The 22,371-nt window shown below is 60.8% G+C and carries 10 protein-coding genes and 1 pseudogene; 8 read left to right on the top strand and 3 right to left on the bottom strand.

Going from position 1 to position 22,371, the window contains the following annotated elements:
* The 7 genes and pseudogenes from BUE21_RS10715 to BUE21_RS14835 form a co-directional block, all read left to right on the top strand.
* The coding region (locus BUE21_RS10715) for an SWIB/MDM2 domain-containing protein (RefSeq protein WP_327068995.1) at nt 1–367 on the top strand (367 nt) is incomplete at its 5' end.
* Nucleotides 368–427: 60 nt separating this feature from the next.
* Nucleotides 428–943 carry a ribosomal protein S18-alanine N-acetyltransferase gene (gene rimI / locus BUE21_RS10710; protein WP_073356661.1) on the top strand — a complete coding sequence of 172 codons (516 nt, stop codon included), beginning with the start codon at nt 428–430 and terminating at the stop codon, nt 941–943.
* Entirely contained in the window at nt 943–1,740 is a 798-nt protein-coding gene (locus tag BUE21_RS10705) for a uracil-DNA glycosylase family protein (RefSeq protein WP_073356660.1), read from the top strand. The genes rimI and BUE21_RS10705 overlap by 1 nt, the downstream gene beginning before the upstream one ends.
* A 154-nt stretch (nt 1,741–1,894) precedes the next feature.
* Nucleotides 1,895–2,785, top strand: a complete 891-nt coding sequence (rarD, locus tag BUE21_RS10700; RefSeq protein ID WP_073356669.1) for an EamA family transporter RarD — start codon at nt 1,895–1,897, stop codon at nt 2,783–2,785.
* 376 nt (nt 2,786–3,161) lie between these two features.
* Nucleotides 3,162–4,145: a magnesium/cobalt transporter CorA gene (corA, locus tag BUE21_RS10695; protein WP_073356659.1), complete on the top strand. Its 984-nt coding sequence runs from the start codon at nt 3,162–3,164 to the stop codon at nt 4,143–4,145.
* Between the two features lie 238 nt (nt 4,146–4,383).
* Nucleotides 4,384–4,944: pseudogene (locus BUE21_RS15120) on the top strand (TonB-dependent receptor plug domain-containing protein); the annotation flags it as partial.
* Between the two features lie 83 nt (nt 4,945–5,027).
* Entirely contained in the window at nt 5,028–6,701 is a 1,674-nt protein-coding gene (locus BUE21_RS14835; RefSeq protein ID WP_234971127.1) for a TonB-dependent receptor domain-containing protein, read from the top strand.
* An 80-nt stretch (nt 6,702–6,781) separates the two neighbouring features.
* Here the strand turns inward: BUE21_RS14835 and BUE21_RS10680 are convergent, their stop codons facing one another.
* Nucleotides 6,782–11,035, bottom strand: coding sequence for a YhdP family protein (locus BUE21_RS10680; RefSeq protein ID WP_073356657.1), 4,254 nt, complete (start codon nt 11,033–11,035; stop codon nt 6,782–6,784).
* Nucleotides 11,036–11,232: 197 nt separating this feature from the next.
* On the opposite strand from BUE21_RS10680, the gene glnE reads away from it, so the two are divergent.
* A complete protein-coding gene (gene glnE / locus BUE21_RS10675; protein WP_073356668.1) occupies nt 11,233–14,010 on the top strand; it encodes a bifunctional [glutamate--ammonia ligase]-adenylyl-L-tyrosine phosphorylase/[glutamate--ammonia-ligase] adenylyltransferase in 2,778 nt (925 codons plus the stop codon).
* Between the two features lie 209 nt (nt 14,011–14,219).
* On the opposite strand, the gene BUE21_RS10670 is transcribed toward glnE, so the two are convergent.
* Nucleotides 14,220–15,182, bottom strand: coding sequence for a hypothetical protein (locus tag BUE21_RS10670; RefSeq protein ID WP_143164500.1), 963 nt, complete (start codon nt 15,180–15,182; stop codon nt 14,220–14,222).
* A complete protein-coding gene (locus tag BUE21_RS10665; protein ID WP_084523187.1) occupies nt 15,179–22,354 on the bottom strand; it encodes a CapA family protein in 7,176 nt (2,391 codons plus the stop codon). The genes BUE21_RS10670 and BUE21_RS10665 overlap by 4 nt, the downstream gene beginning before the upstream one ends.
* Between the last annotated feature and the right edge of the window lie 17 nt (nt 22,355–22,371).

Here is a 22,371-nt window from a genome sequence, read left to right as displayed (position 1 = left end):
GAAGGTGGGGTTTGCGTTCGAGGTGCGCGAGGGGGGCAAGGGACGGGCGGCGGCCAAAACCACAGCCCGGCCAGTGGCGAAGAAGGCGGCCAGCAAGACAGCGGCCCGGTCATCGGCGAAGAAGGCCGTGCGCGCGCCTGCTGCGGGCAAGACCCCGAGTGCGGCCCTGGCGGCGGTGATCGGGGCGGAGCCGGTGAGCCGGCCGCAGGCCCTGAAGAAGGTGTGGGAGTACATCCGGGCGCAGAACCTGCAAGACCCGCAGGATCGGCGCACGATTGTGGCCGATGCGCGCTTGCGGCAGGTGCTGGGCAGGGACAGGGTGGGCATGTTGGAGATTACTGGGTTGCTCGGGGAGCATTTGCAGTAAGGCTATCCGCTACACTGCTGAGCGTTCTTCCGTGCTGTTTTTCCATTGTCGTACCTCGCCATGCCTTTCACCGCTTCCGTTCCCGACGAAACACTGCTGCCCGCTGCCGGTGCGGCGTGGCGTTGGCATGGCGTGACGACCCCGGCGGAGCTGGATGCGGTGTTGGCCATCGAGGCGCAAAGCTACAGCCATCCGTGGACGCGCGGCAATTTCACCGATGCACTGAAGGCAGGCTTCCACATTCAGTTGCTGTCGCATGGTTCGCAGTTGCTGGGCTACACGGTGGCCATGCCGGGGGTGGAGGAGGCGCATCTGCTCAATATCACCGTGTGCCCCGACGTTCGCCGACAGGGGCTGGCCGGGGTGCTGTTGCAGGCACTGGCAGTGTGGGCGCAACAGCAGCAGGCGCAGTGCATCTGGCTGGAGGTGCGTGCCAGCCATGCGGCCACGCAACGCCTGTATGCCCGCCACGGCTTTGAGTTCGTGGCCGTGCGCAAGGGCTATTACCCGCTGGATGGCCAGCAGCGCGAGGATGCGGTGGTCATGAAGCGCGTGCTGCCGGGGAGTGCCGCCTGATGCACGCCCCGCTGCAACTGGATGCCCGCCGCCATGCCATGCTCAAGGCCATGGGGCTGGAGCTGTGGTGGATGCCTGCACCGCCGTTGCCATCGCCATCGGCAGTGCAGGAGCAGCCGGGTGAGGGCGTGAAGCCGCTTCCCGCATTGCGCACGCAACCGCCACCGGTTGCAGCTCCGGCACAGAAGCATGTGCCTTCCTCTGTGCCCACGGCATCGCCATTGCCTGCCGAGCCGAAACCGGCGAGTAGCCAGACGGCCACTTTCGCTGAATCTGTGGCTTCGGTGCCGCAGCGAATGGCACTGGGCGCATGGTGGTGCCAGCCGCCCGTGCCGGTGTTCGACAGGGCAGCCCAATCGCCGCAGCAGGGCACACGCTGGCTGTTCGTTACCGATGATTTTGCCGATGCCGGGGTCGATGCGCCGCAGGTGCAGCAGCTTTTCCACAACATGTTGCGTGCCATGGGACTGTTCCAGCAGGCCGGTGTCTGGCAGGCGCGGATGCAGCGTGCCGTCCCGGATGCGGTGGCCGATACTGCCCTCACGCTGGAACAGGTGGCGCAGACCTTGCGCCCGCAGGTGGTGGTGCTGATGGGGCGGGTGGCCGCGCAGACCCTGTTGCAGAACCAGCAGCCGCTGGGGGTGTTGCGGCAAACCCCCCACCAGGTCTGCGGCATGCCGGTGCTGGCCACCTACAGCCCCGGCTACCTGCTGCATGCCGCCCATGCCAAGGCCGGGGCCTGGGCCGATTTGCGCCAGGCTCTGCGGTTGGCACAGCCTTCCCGCACCACGCGGTAAGGGGGATGCCGCCCGATTTGTCCAGCGTGCCGGGGATGGGTGCGGGGGCATTGGCCGCCGTGGCCCTGTAGTGGCCTGAATTCGCGCACACTCCACGGCTTTCGCTCCTGTCTGATCGACACAGGAGATGGACGAACCGGCTCAGGTGGTGGGTATGCAAAAAGGAATTCTGGCTTCTGTGGCGGCATCGGGCATTTTTGCCTGCATGTATTTTCTGTCGCCTGCCCTCGCGCCCTTGCAGGGGCAGGAGGTGTTTGGCTGGCGCATCGTGCTGACCATTCCCCTCACCACGGCCCTGCTGTGGCTGCGCCACGAGTGGCCTGCCGTGCGTGCCCTGTGGCAGCGGGTGTGTCGCCAGCCGCTGCTGGTGCCGTTGCTGCTGCTCAGTGCCTTCTTGCTGGGCATTCAGTTGTGGCTGTTCCTGTGGGCACCGCTCAATGGCCGTGCCTTGCCAGTGGCCCTGGGGTATTTTCTGTTGCCACTGGCCATGGTGCTGACCGGGAGGCTGGTGTATGGCGAACGCCTCAGCCGCGCCCAGTGCTGGGCCACGGCCCTGGCGGCCCTGGGCGTGGCCTGGGAGTTCGGGCGCACGGCCAGCTTCTCGTGGGAGATGGCGGTGGTGTCGCTGGGCTATCCGGTGTATTTCGTGCTGCGCCGCCGCCTGGGCACGGCGAATCTGGCCGGGCACTGGCTGGATGTGGTGCTGATGGTGCCGGTGGCGTGCTGGTTCGTCTGGCAGGGGCCGCCCGTGGCCGAGTTGTTCGGTGCGCACCCCCGGCTTTATGCCTTGCTGCCCTTGCTGGGGCTGCTCAGTGCCGTCTCGCTGGCCTTGTACATGGTGGCGCACCGGCTGCTGCCGCTGGGGCTGTTCGGCTTGCTGTCGTATGTGGAGCCGGTGCTGCTGGTGGTGGTGGCCCTGTTGCTGGGCGAGCGGGTGCAGGCTGCGCAATGGCCCACCTATGGCCTGATTTTCGCTGCCGTGGCCTGTCTGATGCTCGAAGGCGTGGTGCAGGTGCGCCAGCAAATGCGTACAGGCCGGATTTGACGCCATGGTGAACCGCACGAAAAAACCTGGCAGGCCGCCCCGTTGCCCACTGCCGTAGCAGATGCCGGTGCGATAATGGCGACCATTTTTGCGTGCCTGCCCTGACAGGCATCCATTCATCCACATTGCAGGAGAAATCCCATGGAAGTTGCCCCGAGTTGGCAGCTTTCAACCCCTTCGGAAACACTTGCCGACACGCCCTGATTCTGTGTGGCGCGATGGCGAGGATTTTCAATCGGTGACAGGCTCTTTGCCAGCCTGAACCTAGGGCGTGTCATCCATTAGATTCGCCCTAGGGGTTGAAAGCGTCGTTTCACTGCCGCCCCGTCCCCCTTGAAAAAATCTTGTGTTCCCACGCCCGAAGGAGTGAGTTGCCATGCTCAACGTCTTTACCTTGGCCAATGGTCGGCTTGTGCAGGAAGAAGTCGAATCCCTCTACGATCTGACCCAGTTGCAACCCATCTGGGTGGACATGGAGTCCCCCACGCCAGAGGAGAAATTCTGGCTCAAGCAGCACTACGGGCTGCTGATTCCCGACGATGCCGTCGATGACGACATCGAGGAATCCGCCCGCTTCTATGAAGAAGACAATGGCGAGCTGCACATTCGCAGCGACTTTCTGATCGACGATGACGAGCCGCACTCGGCGCGGGTGGCTTTCATCCTGAACCAGAGCAACGCCAACCTGCGCAGCTACAACGTGCTGTTTTCCATCCGCGAGGAAGAAGTGCCGGTGTTCCGGCTGCTGCGCCTGCGCGCGCGTCGCACCCCCGGACTCATCAGCGATGCCAAGGAAGTGCTGCTGAACCTGTTCGATGCGGATGCCGAATACTCTGCCGACACGCTGGAGACCATCTACGACGAGCTGGACGCTTCCAGTGAGCGCATTCTGTCGGGCGAAGTCACCGACACCGAAGCCAGCGACGTGCTGGGCAGCATTGCCCGGCACGAAGACCTGAACGGCCGCATTCGCCGCAACGTCATGGACACGCGCCGTGCCGTCAGCTTCATGATGCGCAGCAAGATGCTCAATGCCGAGCAGTTCGAGACCGCCCGCCAGATTCTGCGCGACATCGAGTCGCTGGACAGCCACACCGCCTTCCTGTTCGACAAGATCAACTTCCTGATGGATGCGACGGTGGGTTTCATCAACATCAACCAGAACAAGATCATCAAGATATTCTCGGTGGCCAGCGTCTGCCTGTTGCCGCCGACGCTGATTGCCAGCATCTACGGCATGAACTTCACCTACATGCCCGAGCTGGAATGGAAGCTGGGCTACCCGTATGTGCTGGCCCTGATGGTGGCCAGTGCCGTCATTCCGATGTGGTATTTCCGCCGCAAGGGCTGGCTCAAATAGCGCAGGCAGAGCCTGCATCGTGCTTTCTTCGGCGGGTAAATGCGAATAAATTCTACAATCGCGCCTTCCAGCCAGCCACAGTGCCCGCCTCGGTATCTCCCTGTCTCCCCGCACCGGTTGCCGCATCGTTGGATGCGGTGATGGCCGTGCGGGTGTGCAGGAGCCTGCCTTGATGCTGCGGACGACTCAGCCAGCCAATATTCCCGTTTCATCACCCAAGCTGTGAAAGTGAATCTGTATGGTTGAGTCCTTTGCATCGGGGCGGCACACGTCTGCCCTGCCTCCCTCGTTCCGTCTCTCGGGTACGGCCTTCGCGCTGGCATGTGCCGGTCTGCTGGGAGGTGCGCTGCTGCCGCTGGCAGCCAGGGCACAAACGGCAGCGGCTCCTTCAACCGTCTCTGCCACCGCGCTGCCGGAAGTGCAGGTCACGGCTTCCGCCGAGGAAGCAAAAAACCAGGGGCATACCACCACCATCACAGCCGAAGACCTGCAAAAACAGGGCGCGGCCAGCATGGCCGATGTGGTGCGCTATCAGCCGCTGGTGTCCGCACCCGAGACTGCCAGTGGCACCGGCAACCTGTGGGACGGTGCGGGCACGCCCGGCTACAACGTGCGGGGCCTGGAAGGCAACCGGGTGGCTCTGGAGGTGGATGGCATCGAGTTGCCGCCTGCCGAAATCAAGCCCGATGGCATGAGCACCAGCAGCTTCTCCACCGGCCGCGATACGCTGGAGACCGATCTGTTCCAGCAGGTCGAGATCGCCTCCGGTGCGACGGCGGCGGGGCGCGCTGGCAGTCCGAACCTGGGCGGGCGGGTCAGCTTCACCACCAAGTCCCCGGAAGACTTTCTGCGCGATGGCAAGCAGTCGCACCTGGGCTACAAATTCGGCTACCAGTCGGCGAACAAAAGCCGCGCCCATACCCTGACCGGCGCAACACAGATCGGCGCGGTGCAGGCCCTGGGCATTTATGTGCGCCGCGATGGCGAACAGGCGAAATCCGAAGGCGATATTTCCCCCAACCCGCAAGACTGGGACAGCAATGCGCTGCTGACCAAGTTCGTCTGGGGTGCGCACACCGGCAACCGCCTGGGGCTGAGCGTGGAGCACTTCGACCGGGGCACGCAATACACCAATGCCAGCGAGGTCACGGCCTCGATGCCGCAGGCCCCCGGCAGGATGTCACCGACCGCCGCAGCCGCATCAGCCTGGAACACCGCTACACTCCGGCGCAGGAGCTGGCCGTGTTCGACAGCCTCGAAAGCCGCATCTATTACCAGAGTGCCGAAGCCAAAAACATCACCTTCGTGCCCGAAGTCATTCCCCGTGCCGGTGCCAGCTATGCCCGCCACCTCTATACCAACAGTGAATACGACACCTGGGGCGCGAGTGCCGATGCCAGCAAGTCCCTTGGGGCACACACTCTGTACTATGGCCTGTCCTACACCCAGATCGACAGCCAGCGTCCCTGGGAAGAAACACGCACCGACCTGTCAGGAGTCTTCGTCTCCCAAACCATCAAGGATCGCGCCAGTGCCGCCAAGGACGCGCGGCTGAGCCTGTATGTCCGCGATGAGATTGCCCTGAGTCTGGGGGGGCGGCGTGTCAAGGTCACACCGGGGCTGACCGTGCAGCACCAGCGTGTCAAACCCACCGATCAGGCCCGCTATGCGCAGGGTTCCGGTGCTTCGGCGGGCGAAGTGCGCAAGAGTTCCGATACCGCCTTGCTGCCCAGCCTGAACGTCAGTCTGGAACTGGCTCCCCAATTCGATGCCTATGCCCATTACAGCCGAGGGGTGCGCCGACCCAGCATCACCGAGCTGACCGGTTCTTTTGAAAATCCGGGTACGGGCTATGCCGTGCTGGGCAATCCTGATCTGGACAAGGAAACCAGCCAGACCCTGGAGCTGGGCGTGCGCGGCCAGGCTGCCAAGGGCATCACCCTGAATGCCTCTGCGTTCTACAGTCGCTACAAGAACTTCATCGAATATGAAAACATCGGGCGCGACCCCAATCTACCGCAATTCGGGCTGTTCGTGTACCGTGCCCACAACATTGGCAAGGCGGAAATCTGGGGAACCGAACTCTCCAGCCGTTTCGATCTGGGGGTCTGGGCACCGTCGGCGCGGGGTCTGAGTGTGAATCTGGCCGGTGGCTGGTCGCAGGGCAGTGCACAGAACACCCGCACCGGCAATCGCGGCTGGTTGCCATCGGTACTGCCGGCCAAGGTGGTGGCGGGGCTGGCCTACGATGACCCGTCCAGGCGTTTCGGCACGGCATTGCACGCCAGCCACACCCGCAGCAAACAGGCCAGCGATGCCGCCAGTGCCAGCACCACCGAATACTTCGCCGTGCCTTCCGCCACGGTGCTGGATTGGACTGCTTACTGGAACCTGAACCGCAACGTCACCTGGAATGTCGGCATCTACAACCTGAGCGACCGCAAGTACTGGGACTACGCCTCGGTGCGCTCGCTGGCCGCCAACGCCACCGCAGACATCCAACGCCAGACCCGCCCAGGCCGCAGCTTCGGCACCAGTCTGGAAGTGAAGTTCTGATCTGGCTTTGCCCAACACAAACCCCATAACTCCGTCATGCTCGGCATGACGCTGTGGGTGGGCTTCACCAGCACGCCATTTCAGTTCCCGGTGCGCGTACCTGCCTGCACCCGCTCGAACTGGGGTTCTTTCCAGGAGCCGTGCAGGCGGAATTCTCGAGTGGCCGCGCTGGCCAGCGGGCGGCTGAGCAGCAGTTGTGCCACGAAGCTGCCTGCGCCTATGGCAGGGTTGATGGCGGTGGCCACCAGCGAGGCGGTCAGGGCGTTGATTTCCGGCACGACGACGACGTGCAGGTCTTGCGTTTCGCGCAGGATGTCGGCTTCGCCTTCCATGATGACGGCGGCATTCACGCCTTTCATCTGAAGGTTGTTGCTGCGGATGATGCCCTGTGAGAGCTGGAAGTCGCCCTGCACGAAGTCGAACGCGAAGCCGTCGCTGAAGATGTCGCGGAAGTCCAGCGACAGGCGGCGCGGCAGGGCTTGCAGGTTCAGCACGCCCAGCAGCCGGGCCATGCCTGCATCCACCGGCAGGAACTGTCCCTGTTCCACACGAAGCTGAAATGCGCCGTCCAGGCTGGGGTAGTCCAGCCGCGCAGGCGACCCCAGCCAGCCGAGGTGGCCTTGCAGTGTGCCTTGTCCGCCTTGCAGCACGCCAGGCATACCCAGCCGGGCCAGCAGTCGCGCGGCGTTGTGCACCTTCAACTGGAATTGCAGCGCGGTGCGCTTGCCATCGCCCAGCAGGGAAGGGGGGGCGTTGCCCAGCGGCACGATTTGCTTCCAGTTGCCCTGGGCGGTGAGTTCGGCTTCGGGGGTCTGGATGGCGAGGTGGCTGACGCGCCATTCGTGGCCTTGTCCGGCGGATGGGGGGCGGTTGGTGGCTTGCAGTTCCACGCGCCCCCAGTCGCGGCGGGCGAACAGCAGGCGGTCGATCTGTACGTCCAGCGCGGGCAACTGTTGCAGGGCCGGATGGCTGGCGGATGGGGCCGGAGACGCAGTGGCGGCTGTCGTGGCGGATTCGGGCAGTTCCAGATAGTCCAGGCGGGCCGTGATCTGTCCGGCATCGCCTTGTGGCTGGCGACGGGGCAGACGGTAATCCAGGTCGCCCACCAGTTCCTGCGATTGCACGCGGGCACTCCAGTGCGGGCGTTGTGCCGTGGCGTGGCTGAGCTGCATCTGGAACTGGTGCAGGGTGCGCCCCTGCCAGTGCAGGCGGTCGATCTGCCAGTCCGATTGCCCCGGCAGGTAGCGTGTGCTGGCAGAGGTGTCTGCCACGCTGCCGGAAGCCGCCGCGCTCTGGCCGTCGGCTGATGCGAGCAGGTTCTGCCAGGCGTGAACATCGAGTTCCGGCAGGCGCACCACGGCGCGAATGCCGGAGCGGTCGGCCTCTGGTCTGGGTGGGGGCTGGCCAATCCAGATCGTGCCGTTGTTCTGCGCCAGATCGGCCCGCAAGGTGTCACCCAGACGGATACGCAGACCCTGAGTGGCCGAGTCGGTGTGGATGCGCAGTGGCATGGGGCGGTCGGCGGGTTTGTCCAGCGGTGCGGGCAGGTCGCTTTGGATGCCTTGCAGGCTGCTGTCGATGTCCAGTTGCACGGCTTCGCCGCGCGTCTGCACGGTGACGCGGTAGTCGGTCTGGCCTTGCAGGGCGTTCAGCCACGGGCTGGCGGCTTGCGGCCAGTGGCGGCGCAGTCCTTCGGCATTCAGCGTGCCCTGTGCCTGAATCCGGGTTTGCACGGGCTGGCCGGAGACGAAGGGCCGCATGTGTCCATCCAGTTGCACGCTGCCGCCCAGGGCCTGGGCGCGGAGTTGCTCGAAGCGAAAGTCTTTTTCGCTGAAGTGCAGGTTGCCGCGCAGGTCTTGCAGGGCCGGAATCTGTGGCCACCAGTCCAGGCGGTTGCCCTGAAACTCGACGGTGCCCTGCACACGGTGTTCGTCCCCCCTGGACAGCCCGATACCCAGTTGCAGATGCAGTGCGGCTTCGCCCGTGGCCTGCATGTCGTCCAGCAGGTGGTGGGTGTAGCCTGCCACCGGGGTGTCGCGCACGGCATCGAACTGCTGTTGCAGCGGGCCGCTGGCTTGTACATCGACTTCCACCACGGCCTTGCGCAGGTCGGCAATGCGCGCACTGGCGCGGTGGATGCGCACGGCCCTGTCCTGCTTCAACTGGCCTTGCTGTACCTGCAACTGCATCCGGTTGCCCTCGAATACCAGTTCGCCGCGCAGTCCGGCCAGATCGGGCCACGGGCGCACGGCCTGTTGATTCGGGCGCAGCAGGTAATGCGGTACATAGCGGTATTCAACGTCTTGCAGTTGCGCGGCAATGCGGAATTGTTCGGCGGGCGCGGCAGTGCGGGCGGAAGCCGTCGCAGGATGGGGGTCGAACGGGAACCGCCGCAGATCGCCGCGCACGGTGAAGTCCACGCGTGGGGCGCGGCCTTGCAGCACGGCTTCCTGTACATAACGGCGCGTGTCGGCGGGAATGCTCAGCGGCAGGTAGCGGTGTACCTGGGCGGCATCGACGTTCTGGAGCTGGCCGTGGAGTGTCAGTACACCCGGCAGGCGCGAGGCCGGCTGGCCGGGGCGTTGGCGGGCGTGCGCCTGCATCTGCGCATCTGTGTAGTTGCTCCAGACGGCACTGGCCTGCCCCTGGGCATGGGGATTGGCCCATTGGCTCTCGCGCACTTCCAGCCGCATCTGGCCGTTGGCACTGCGTTGCCAGTGCAGGTCGGCAGAGAGCCGGGTGACGGGAATGCGGTGGCTGAAGACTTGCGGCAGGTGCAGATCGCCGTTCTCAACTTGGACGCGCGCCTCGCCGCCATCCTGGGTGAGGGTGACTTCGCCCGACAGTCCGTGCAGCCCGGCTGGGGCCTGGGGCAGGGCCGAGCCGTCGGCGGCCACGCCCAGCCGCAATTGCTGCACGCGAGCCTGCACGCGGTACTGCGGCGGCTGGGTGGCGGTGGTGGAAGGGGGGGCGGTCTGCCAGTCCAGCACCAGTTCGTCCAGCATGCCAGCGGGTTGCCAGCGCGCCAGTTGTGCGGGCAGGGTCTGCGCCCAGTGTGGCGAGGCTGCGGTCGTCTCCTGGGCGGTTTGCGCGGTGTCTTGCGCCAGCCAGGGCCAGGGGACGAACTCCAGCAACCGCGCCACGGCTGCCAGATCGGCATGGCTGGCCTGCACGCGCGTCTGGCCATTCTGGCGGGCGGTGGCGCGTTCGTGGTGCAAGGTCAGATTGCCTTGGTTCCAGCGCAGGCCACCCGTGGTGTGCAAGTCCAGATCGCGGGTTTGCAGCGACCAGCCGCGCGGCAGGCGTTCGGCCTCCACACGGGTGGAGAAGTGTTCCACGGCCAGCGCGCGTGCCGCACCGGGCAGATGCACTCGTGCCTGTTGCAGGGCGACATCCAGACTGGCTTGCTGCACCTGCCCTTGCTGCCATTGCAGCCAGGCGCGCACGCTGGCCTGCCCTTGCAGCGGCTCCAGCCATGCACCCTGTTGGGGCAGATGCTCGCGCCACTGCGCCAGCAGTGGCAGGTGGTGCACAGAGGCCAGCGTGGCCAGATTCACGCCCTGCCATTGCATCCAGCTCTGGCCGCTCCAGCGTGGCCACCAGGTTGTGCCGGTGGAGACCAGCGGGCGGCGCAACTGGGCACGCCATTCCAGTGCGGGCACGCCGGGCAGGTCGGGGCGCAGCTTCAGTGCAATCTCGTGACTGCGCAGATGGTGGCGCAGCAGCAGTTGCACTTCTTGCAGCTTCAGCGAGGTGGTGGGCGTGCTGGCATCGGTCAGCCAGATTTGGGCATCCTGCACCAGCAGTTCGGGCTGGGTCAGCAGCCATTCCAGCACCGGGCTGGCGCGCTGCATGGCGGGCGCAGCGGCTGCATCGGCGGGGGTATTCGGGCCAGTGCCAAGCGTTTGCCCCGCCACTTGCCATTGGCCGTCGCTGCCATGCTGCACATGAATGGTGGGCGATTGGAACACCAGTTGCTCGAAGCCCTTGCGCCAGAGCGAACGCGGCGAAACGGCGGCCACCACTTCAGGAATCGCCAGCACCTCTGTACCGGAGGCATTGCGCAGCGAGACATGGCGCACCGTTACAGCGGGAATCAGCCCATTGGGGCGGCTTTCGATCTGCCCGATCTGCAATGGGCCACCCAGCCAGCGGCTGGCCTGGGCCTCGATTTGCGGTTTCCATTGCGACAGGCGCGGCATCACCCAGCCGTGCAGCAGGGCCAGTGTCGCCAGCACCAGCAGCCAGAACACCAGCAGCAGCAGCAAGGCCCAGCGCACCAGGCGGCGCGCCACACGTTGCCACCGGGGAATGAAAGAGGCAGAAGCAGACATGCGGGAGGGGGGATGAATCGGAGCGGGTGGTGAGGTGAACGGGCGGCCTGCATTATCCGGCACGCCTTCCGTCGCTCAAGGGAACGAGCGTTTCCTCAAGGCAACCTCTGCCGGGCACAGGGACTGTAGTGGCCTTTTACGCGAGAACCTTCTGCGCAGTACACTTGGCGCATATTGAGTTCGTCGGAGTTCCCGCCATGCCTTCCAGTTCCGTTGTGCTTTCTTCTGCGGTCGTGCCAGCCACGGCGGCCTATTCGCGTTTCTTCCAGCGGCTGGCGCGGCGTTATGCGGCAGAGCTGCATTTGCTGCCAGCAGGTGTGCCCGACCGCAGCCGCATGGCCGCCACGCTGGCGCAGTTGCGCCCTCAGTACGAGCTGGGCGCGGCCCTGCGCATTCTGCGCCAACTGGTGCTGCACCGGCTGGTGGAGCTGGACACCGAAGGCCAGGCCAGCCTGCGCGACATCACCGGCCCCATGACCGTGCTGGCCGAACTGGCACTCGATGCCGCCTGCCAAGAGGCCCAAGCCAGTCTGCTGGAGCGGCACGGACGGGCACAGGATGCACACGGCCAGCCCGTGGCCCTGTGGGTCATCGGCATGGGCAAGCTCGGGGCGCGGGAGCTGAACGTCTCCAGCGACATCGACCTGATCTACGTCTATGAAAAAGATGGCGAAACCAGCGGCAACGCCCAGGGGCGCGGGCGCATCTCCAACCACGAATACTTCGGCCTGCTGGTGCGGCGCATCCAGACGCTGATCGGCGACACCACCGAACACGGCTTCGTTTTCCGCATGGACCTGGCCCTGCGCCCGCACGGCAATTCCGGCCCGCCTGCCGTTTCCTTGCAGGCACTGGCCGAGTATTTTGTCGCACACGGGCGCGAGTGGGAACGCTTTGCCTGGCTCAAGAGCCGGGTGGTGGCTTCTACTGGCACCGTTCATCCGCACAGGGACGAGGCGGATGCTCCGGGGTCGGGCTACGCCTTCCCCGGCGTGCAGAAACTGCGCGAAGTGGTGTTGCCCTTCGTCTTCCGCCGCTACCTGGACTATGCCGTGTTCGATGCCCTGCGCAATCTGCACCGGCAAATCCGCGACCATGCCAACACCCGCAGCGCGGGCCGCCCTGAGCGCGCCAACGATGTCAAGCTCTCGCGCGGCGGTATCCGCGAAATTGAATTCACCGTGCAACTGCTGCAAGTGGTGCGCGGCGGGCACTTCCCCGAACTGCGCTGCCGCCCCACGCTCGAAGCCCTGCGCCGCCTGACCCACGCCGGGCTGATGGATGAAGCCACCGCCACCAGCCTGGCCGATGCCTACCTGTTTCTGCGCCGTGTGGAACACCGCATCCAGTACCTCGACGACCAGCAGACCCACATCCTGCCCGTGCGCGACGACGACCTGCAATGGATTGCCGCCACGCTGGGTTTTGGTGACACCGCGCATTTTTTGCGCGAACTTGACCAGCACCGCGAACGGGTGGCGCAGGAATTCGACAGCCTGCTGGGCGGCAATGCGCCACGCCGCTGCACCGGCGGACAATGCAGCCGCAAACACGCCATGCCCACCTCGCTGGCGCAATTGCTGGAGCAGGTGCCACCCGACTTTGCCCAGCATCTGCGGGCATGGCAGGACTCGCCGCGCTTTCTGGGGCTGCGTGACGAAGCCAGCGCACGCGTCCTGAAAATCCTGCTGCTCACCGGCCAGCATCTGGCCCAGGGCACTGCCACGCTGGAAGGAGCCTGCCGCTTTGCCGACTGGCTGGAAACCATGCTGGGGCGCGAAACCTACTTTGCGCTGCTGCTCGAACGCCCCATCGTCCACGACCGCCTGCTGCACCTGCTGGGTGCGGCCCGCTGGCCACTGCGCTACATGCAGCGGCATCCTGCCGTCATCGACGAACTGGCCAGCGGCTCCATCTTCAGCGACCGCTTCGACCGCGCCACCTTCCAGCAGGAACTGGAGCGGCGGCACACCGCGCTGCAAAGCACCGGCGAGGCCGACGAGGAAAGCCTCATGAACCTGCTGCGCCGTGCCCACCACGGCGAAGTCTTCCGCACCCTGGCGCGGGATGTCAATGGCTCCATCAGCGTGGAACAGGTAGCCGACGACCTCAGCGCGCTGGCCGATGCGGTGCTGGAAACCACCACCGCCTGGTGCTGGCAGCACCTGCGCAAGAAACACCGCGACACCCCCCAGTTCGCCATCATCGGCTACGGCAAACTCGGCGGGCTGGAGCTGGGCTACGGCAGCGATCTGGACATCGTGTTCGTCTTCGACGATGACGACGATGACGCGCCCGTGGTCTATGGCAACCTGGTGCGCAAGCTCATCTCGTGGCTCACCACCAAGACCGCCGAAGGCGACCTCTACGAAATCGACACTGCACTGCGCCCCAATGGCAACTCCGGCCTGCTCGTCACCGGCTTTGCGGCCTATGCCAACTACCAGCAGCAGCGCGGCAGCAACACCGCGTGGACGTGGGAGCATCAGGCCATGACCCGCGCCCGCTTCGTACTCGGCAACCCGCATCTGCGCAGCGAGTTCGATACCGTGCGCCAGGCCGTCATCCAGTCCCCCCGCGACCACGCCCTGCTGGCGCAGGAAATCTGCACCATGCGCCAGCGCATGCGCCAGGCCCACCCGGTCAAGGCCGGCGAATTCGACGTCAAACACAGTCCCGGTGGCATGATCGACATCGAATTCGCCACCCAGTACCTCGTGCTGGCCTGGTCAGGCCAATACCCGCAACTGGTGCGCAATGCCGGCAACATCGCCCTGCTCCAGATGGCCGAAGACGCTGGCCTGCTGCCCGCTGGCATCGGCCACGCAGCCGCCAACGCCTACCGCGAAATGCGCCGCATCCAGCACAACGCCCGCCTCAATGAACACGAACCCATCGTGCCCCAGTCCGGGCAGCCCTGGCAGCAGGCCGGCCCGGTGCTGTGGCAAACCTTGTTTGGCACGAATGCGGCATGATGTAGAAAATCGTTGCCTGCACGGTTTACGGCACACCTGAAGGCATTCGGCGCATGTTGCGGACTGGGCTTGTGGTTATGGGGACATTCCGTTGAAGCCGCAGGGCGCGTTTTGATGGTGAAAAAAGCGTTTGTGTTGCGCATTCCCTTCTGCGCTTCGCTGGGGGCTATCCTTGCCTTGCGCTGCCCCTTTCCCGATACGCCTTATCGTCAGGGTGCAGAGCTTCCTTCACCGGGCTGGCAGGCACTCAAGACCGCACGCCACATGGCGGCATCGTGCTGTGCATCCCGCTGCACCTTCTCCGGCCAGTGGTGCGTTGTCAGCTTTTGTTTGACCGTGGTCTCGTCGCCCAGAACCTTCAGGGCCTCCAGAACGCGGCGCATGTAATCATGGCCCGGAATCTGGTCGTCCTGCAACACCGGCGTGCCGTTGCGGTAGCGCAGACTGCGCACGGCAGCCGGAATCTCTGCCGGTGCGGCAGTCCTGCTGCAACGCTTAATCAAGCCATGCCAGACCGCAACCGCTGCATAGGACTGTTGCCAGAATGCCCGCAAATCCAGTGCATGGGCTGGAACCGGCTGCGCAACCGCCTTGCGCTGGCCCAGCAGCGTTTCGGACCAGCGGGCCGTGCCCTCGTAAAACCACGCACGCTTGAACGGCGTGTAGCCGTTCTGCACCTGGTGGAACAGTTCATGCGCCGGAGTCAGATTGCCGCTGCGGTAATGGCTGGCAATCTGAATCATCAACACACATTCCCCTGAGGGCAGACGGCTGACCTCATCAAAGGCAAGACCCGTCTTTTTCAGTTTCTGGAAAAGCACCAGAATGTGGCTGGCCCCTTGGGTTTGGTAGCGAGGGCTTTCCAGCGGCAACTGGAAGTGCAGGCTTTTGAGCATCTCCCGCATGGCCAGCAATTGCTGCTCCACATCCGCGACCACATCCGGCAGGCCCGAATCGGGTGTATCGACGGAGGAATGCAGGGCATGTTCACCCGTCAGCGAGTACTGGAAGATGAACTCGCCACTGCGGTGTTCGCTCCAGTCGCCTGCCAGTGGCCGCAGCGCGCGCTGGCACTCGGCAGCCTGTGCCGGCAGGCACCACAGTGCAAGCCCAAGGCTGACGATGCCCATACACAGCTTGGCTGCGCCAATCGGTGCAATCTTCGTTGTCATTTGCCCTTGCGCACCAACTCCTCCACCAGACGGTGCAGCCCGGTGCCATTGGAGCTTTTCACGAGCACCAAATCCCCATCGTGCAGGTGCGCTTCAGTCCATTCGATGACTTGTTCCACGGACTGAAAAGCCTCTATCACACAAGAGGACCCGGACTCACGCAGCTTCGCAGCAAGGTGGGCCATCAGAGGGCCGCACAGCACCAGCACATCGGCAGGCTGTTTCTTCAGCGCATCTGCCAGTGCAGCATGGTAGGCCACTTCATCTGCGCCCAATTCCAGCATGTCTCCCAGAATCAGGACATGCCGTTGGTATTCGCCATTTCTGAACCGGGCATTGGATGCGTCAATCGCGGCTTTCATGGACAGGGGGTTGGCGTTATAACTCTCATCAATGACGGTGAATGAACCGCCATTGTCACGTTGCAACACATGCACGACGCCTCTGCCTTTGACAGGTTTGAAAGTGCTGAAGCTTTTGACCAGTTTTTCCGCATCCAATTCAAGAGCCAGTGCCGTGGCGATGCAGGCCATTGCATTCTGTACCATATGCAGTCCTTCAACTGGCATGTGAAAATGCAATGAACCGACTGGAGTGGCAACCAATGCCTGTTGCTCTGCCTCATCCCAATTCAATAAGCGAATTGTTGCATCTGTATGCTGGCCATAGGTATAAATACGAAGCCTTTGGTCTTTTGCCTTGTTGATCAGAATGTCTGAATGTTCTGTGTCATGGCAAATGATCGCTATGCTACCGTCTGCCATGCCATCAAAAATCATCGCTTTTCTTTTGGCAACGCCAATCGTGTTTTTATGCTTCTCCAAGTGCCCAGGCCCGATACTTGTAATGATGGCCACATCCGGGCGTGCCACCAGGCTGCTGATATCGATGGTGGATTGCTCTATTTCCACGACATAGAAGTCAGCGTCCCATGGCATTCCGCGTAAACTTTTCGCAATGGCAGCAGATACATTGCCTCCCCTGCTGATCTGGGTGTCTTTTTCTAGATCCAGAAGTGCCTTGAAAAGCATGCTTGTCGTGCTGGTTTTTCCAGATGTTCCAGTGATTCCAATTAATTTTCCCTTGAATTGAGATCGACTGAAATGAGCAAGATGGTATAAAGCGGTTTTGCTGCTTTTGACTTGATAGATCGGCGTTGCCTTTGATGTCAGAGGTTCGGGTATATTGTCGTGTTCCAATGACGTAATGATGGCTGCTGGTGGCGCGGGCAGCTTGACAAGATCATCTGGTTGAATTCCTAAGCCCGAAGTGCCGTTTGCAAGAACGACTACGTCACCTGGTTGATAATCTGGAGTCAAAGCCACAATCCGTTTTGCCAGAAAGTGAGATTTTGGTTTTGTCAGCCATGTTCCAGGGGTAGCTTGTTCAATGCCATGAGCAGACCAAAAGCGAGTTACTTTATCTCCAGGAAAATAGGTGATGTGCCAAGGTTCGGATTCATACTCCCAACAAAATCCAAAAATTGGCGCGTGATCCAGTAGCCAATCTTTTTCCCTGCCATAAAAAGTAAGCCGTACATCGATGGATAAGCCCCAGCCGTGATTGCTGGTGCCTGGTATGGCGGCTAAGGCAAGGTTTTTCTTCAGTGACCAGTGACGGTCATTCCATTGAATAGCCGCATTTGATGGCTCACAAGGATCATGGCATGCTAGAAATATTTTTTCCTGTTGTGTCAAGTTACGGTATGTGCTGTCAGCGTTGACAGGCATCAAGACCACACCATCCAGGAATGCGGAATGTCGCATTTCATTCCATTTTTTTGCTGCAGGTGCCAATAAAAAACCTCCACGAATTTCTTCGAGCAAGCGGGCGTCCACTTTGCCATTTTGTTGTCCTTTAAGGCAGGCTGGTATTTTGATTTCGTGAAAAATAAGATCGGAGGATGTTGCTGTGATATCAGATTGCTTCATATTTTTATCCATTGCTGGATTTGAAGGGTTCTTGTTGATAATTTCAAAACCATCTGTTAATGGGCCTGACCAGCTTTCGGTTTTTACTTCAATTACGTTACTTTCATCCGGTCCTTTGCGACATTCTGCCAGCATATCGCTTATTGCATCAGAATCACCAGCCAGTAGCATCTGCACTGAGCCGTCATTTTGGTTGCAGACCCAACCGCTTAAAGCGCGTAATTTTGCATTCCTACGTGCCCAGTTTCTGTAACCGACTCCCTGCACCTTGCCTCGGATGCTGACGAGTGTCGCAGTTGGAGCTGATTTTTTATACTGAATTTTCTGAAAATTTTCTTTCAGTTTTTTTAAAATATTGGGGAGAACCTCGCCAAAATCACATCCTCTACTGGCACCCAGTAGTAAAACTGAATCACCTTCCTGTACATATTCCATAAATTGGCTGACAGTGCCTTTGGCATCTGTTGATACACCACCTACCAAGCCCTCTGGTAATTTTGGAAGCAGTTTGTCCCATTCGTGGTTTGGGTTGTGGATGAAGAATTTGTCAAAACCATAACTATTGAAAGGCTCCTCGAGCTTCAGGTGGAAGTCTGTGGCAATATTTCCCATGTTCACGATGCGACTCATGATGACAATACGTCTGCCATTTTTCGAAAATTCACTCTGCTTCAAGACATCGAATGCTGCAAGAATAGAAGGTATTTCGAGGTTGTGGGAACAGTCCACGACCAGTACATTGTTGTGCGTGGATATTGCCAGTGTATTGTCTCGGGCTTTGAAGTCTTCCAGTGCTTTGGCTGAAGCTTGAATGTCGAAACCGGCCAGCTTGGCTGCTGTCAGGGCGGCCAGGGAGTTGAGCGCAACGGGTTTGCCTATGGCTCCCACATCGTATGAAACTTCCTCGCCGAGGATGTTGGCCTTTACGCTCATCGTCAGATCGGTTTGTTGCTGGTCGATGGTCGGCAGGTTGAAATGGTATGAAAGCAGGCGGGCGTCTGCGTCTGGGCTTTCGCCATAGGAGCAGGGCGTTGCACCGTAGTTTTTGACATACTCAAGCACCTTGTCGTACAAAGGCATTTCTCGGTACAGGACGGCTTTGCCATCAGGATAGATGGTTTCGCATATTCTGGATTTGAAGTACGCCACATCCTCTATGCTCTTTGAGCTGGCACCATATTGGGTGAGTTCAATGTGGGTGATGATGGCGATGTTGGGGCGTACTGCCTGCATGGCCCAACCGCTTTTCATCCAGAGTGCGGAGCCGGCCACTTCCAGAATGCAGGTATTTGGAAGGTTGTTTTCTTGATTGAACGCAGGATCAAACATGCCAAGACTTGCAGTCCAGATTACCACGCCTGTCCTTGAGTTATGGCCATTGGTCATGGCAATGCAATTGCTGAAGGGGCGGATTGCACGGGTCAGTAAGTCACAAGTTGTTGATTTTCCTACAGCACCTGTTACGGCAAAAATGGTGCCGTTATCGGCCATTTTGTTGCGTGCGGCTGTTGCCAATGTTTTCAATATCTGATAACTGTCTTTTACCACAAGCTGTGGAATATGAGAGAGTTCTGGTATGGGCCGTTGTACAACAAGACAGTTTACGTTTTCTTTTAAATTTGCTTTGTTGTATTGATTCAGAAAAGAAATGTGGCTATCTGAAAAAATATTTTTGTAATGGCCAGAGTTGCCAGTTCCTTTTAGCCAGGTTTCATAAAACATGCACACCATGCAAGTGCGTGGTTCTTTGACGAAGCCTGCCCCTGTAACAAAGTAGTCCAGATAAATTTCTTTTTCTGGAGGGTATTCCCAATGTCCGTGGGTTAATTTTTCCAATTCTGAAGAAGAGAATGAATATCGAGCTGGTTTTTCATCTTGAGCGTTGAGGGATGAAGATGCGGTTTGATTTTTGCCTGGCACTGCCAGTTGCACAGTCCATGGCAGCCACACCGGTTGGGTAGGGTATATGGCTGAAACAATTTTGACGCTGACTTGCAGATCAACGTTTTCCCAATCCTTCAGATATGGTGGGCGCAGGCCATAGTAGTCACGGTAAATGGTGCCGGGCTTCCAGCGCGAGGTGGGCATCAGCCAGTCGCATGGATCGTGGTCCATGCTGATGCCCCACGGTTTCATCCGGGTTGGGCTTTGGGGTACGGCGCGGAAATCCAGGCGTATGTCTTCCTGAACTGCATCGTCGCAACACCAGAAGCTTTCCACCCACAGCATTCTGCGTCGGTCGATGGTGGTGGGGCTGACTCGGCATCCCAACAGGGTCAGTGGCCCCAGTTTGCATGGTTCCATGCGTGCATCGGCTGGAATGGTGTCTATTGTCCAGTTTTGATGGGTTTCCAGTTCGGGGTAGATTGGAGCAGAGAGTATTTCCGGAGAGCAGGTGGCCTGGGGTGCAGGTATTTTTCTGAGGAATGGGCGGGCAGGTGGTGTCAGTTCGATATAGCCGCAGCCATCTGCCGTCGGAATCAGTTGGCTTGCGGTGGCAGCGCACTGAATGGCATAGTTGCGAACGGCAGTTTGTGCTGCTTGGCCAGACAGTTGCTCGGAGAATCCGAAGCCGATGCCAATCGGTACGAAAACGATGCGTTCCACACCATGATGGCTCAGTTCCAGGCGGAAGATGCCGCTGTCGCCCAGGGTGCTGCGTACCGAATCGAACAGCAGATCGCCTGCGTCATGAATGATGGGCCGATCACGATAGATTTCGATGCCTTGCAATACGTGGGCCGAGGCACCCAGCACGGCATCGGCACCTGCATCGATCAGGCTGTGGCCCACGGCGATTTCAGCCGCATCCGGCATGGTGGCCAGGTTTTCCCCCCAGTGAACCGCCACCAGTACGATGTGCGCGCGCTGGCGAATGGCGGTAATGCGTGGTGCGAATTCGGCATGCCAGGCTGCGGCATCATGGAGGGGGAGATAGGCAGAGCCAGGCCTGCGATCGGTGGCGGCATAACGGTGCTGTGTCGCATCGATGGAGAAGATGGCGATGTTCAGCTCTCCCGCACGTCGCAGCACAGGGGTCAATGCGGCTTCCCGATGTGCTCCTGTGCCGGCATGGCCAATACCGATGGCATCGAGCCAGGCACCTTGTTCCAGCAACGCATCAGGCCCGTAGTCGCCGCTGTGATTGTTGGCCGTTGTCACCACGTCGATATGGGACTCGAGCAGAATCTGAAGCATTTCAGGACGGGCGCGATAGTAGTAGGGGCCGCCTTCGCCCTTGTTGATGCCTTGTTCTCCTTGCGTGGCGACGACACATTCCAGATTGACGATGCTGAGGTCTGCGTCTTTCAATGCGGGAATGGGCAATACATTGGCAGGGCCCAGTTCGGCGGTGCGGTAGTGCTGACGGCGACCCAGATTGACATCGCCCCCCCAGGCGACCACGGGTCTGGATGGGGCTGGAGCGGAAACCGCGACGGAGTTCGCAGCCGGCAAGGTATTCGTGACCTGATCTCCCCCAGGCTCTGGGGTGGGTGGTGGGCTGATTGATGCCGTTTTTTTCAGCATCTTCCAGTACGCCACATACCCCGAAAGGTAATGTTCGATGTCATCGATGCGCACCCGGAAGGTATGGTGGCGGATGAAGAAGCTGCCCAGAATGCTTTCTGGCTTGGCAAAGTACATGGCGAACTCTGGCCAGAAGAAGCCATTGAGCAGGTAGTGGGCGCGGTGGTGCAGTGCACGATGGAACTTGTCGATGTCCAGGCCTTCGAGCACATGGCGCATTTCAGGGTGATTGGTCTCGATGCGGCCGAGCATGGCTTCGAAGGCCATGGACAGCTCCAGCAGCGTGGGGTAAGTGGTCTCGCGCTTGAGGATGAAGTCCAGATAACCTGCGACGTTCTGCACACCAAAGCGGAAGTATTTTTCTTGCGGCTTGTACAGGGTCAGCTCGTTGGCGCAATAAGACAGCCAGTGGTCGTGGTGTTTCCAGTGATCGGCACGGATGAAATAGTCAAAGGCCCGTTCTACGATGCTCAGCCAGCGCGCATCGCGGGTCAGGCCGTACAGGCGCATCAGGCCGAAGGCGGCTTCACCGTCGTAGTAAACGATGCGGAATGTCTCTTTCAGCGAAAGGTCTGTGCTGTGGAGCACATGCACGAAGCTGCCGTTTTCTGCGTTCTGCATGCGCCCAATGCCCAGTGCCAGTTGTTCCATCAGGGGGCGGTAGCGGGTGTCGCCGGTCAGTTCGTCGTACTTGACCAAGGCCAGCAGGCTCACGGCATTGGCCCCGAGCTTGATTTCGCCGTTGATGTCCACGTTGTAGGCGAGGGTGGTGCCATCGGGCTGCGGATAGTGGCGGATCAGGGTTTCGGTCAGGTAGATGAGTGAACGGCGCACGGCAGCCAGCAGCGCATCGTTGCGTGTCAGCTCCCAACCTTCGAGCATGGAGTACACCGAGCTGGCGTGGCGCAAGGCGTTATAGGTGGGAATTTCGCGCCCGAAGCAGGGAAAATGGCCGTAGATGAATTGCCCAGTCTGTTGGACTTGACTGGCGAGAAAATTGGCACTGCTGTCGATCAGGGTGTAGACCTGGTCCGGGTTCAGGCTCTTGATCTGGCGGCGGCTGGCATTCAAAGATGCGCTGTCACGCCAATGCACCTGCGTGGTGCCAGGGCCTGGCAGAGCAATGGGCCCATTGCCTTCAGGCAGGGCTGCCAGTTGCGGGTCATCGGACAGGAACAGGCCATCGTGGGCAAAGAGGTAAACTGGGTTTTCGGGCGAGAAGTCCAGCACGACTTCCTTGCCAAAACGCCGTCGTGCGTAAACGGTGAAATTATTCAGGTTCAGTCCGGCTTCCACCTTGTTGGAGCCGGGGTAAAGCATGGCGTTGGCGTTGAGTTCCTGTTCCAGGAATGCCACGTCAAGCTTGGCGTCCAGGGCGAGGCCCAGGCGAAAGTAGTTGCGCTTGGTTTGCTTCAAAAGGGCATTGAGGTCTTGCCAGGTCGTTGGCTGTATCTCACGAACCCAGTCCACACGCAGCCATTTGAAGGCATTTTTGTTCCGGCTGGCCAGGCGTTGGGTGTTCTGAACGGCTTGTTGCCAAGCGGCTTCCAACGTGTCGGCCCGATAGTGCCGAACCACTGCACGACTTTGCCCGTCACACAGGGAGAAAAACAGGATGATGGAGCTTGCCCCTGATGGCATCAACGCCTGCTGTTGCGTAAATTGCGATTGGATACGATCGTGCGCATGTACGAGCAAGCCAGACAAAGACATCGGTAGGATCCTTTATG

Origin of the sequence: Lampropedia hyalina DSM 16112 (assembly GCF_900129055.1) — a bacterium.
GTDB lineage: Bacteria > Pseudomonadota > Gammaproteobacteria > Burkholderiales > Burkholderiaceae_C > Lampropedia > Lampropedia hyalina.
The sequence above is the reverse complement of the archived record's forward strand: the minus strand, read 5'-3'. Positions and strand labels throughout refer to the sequence as shown.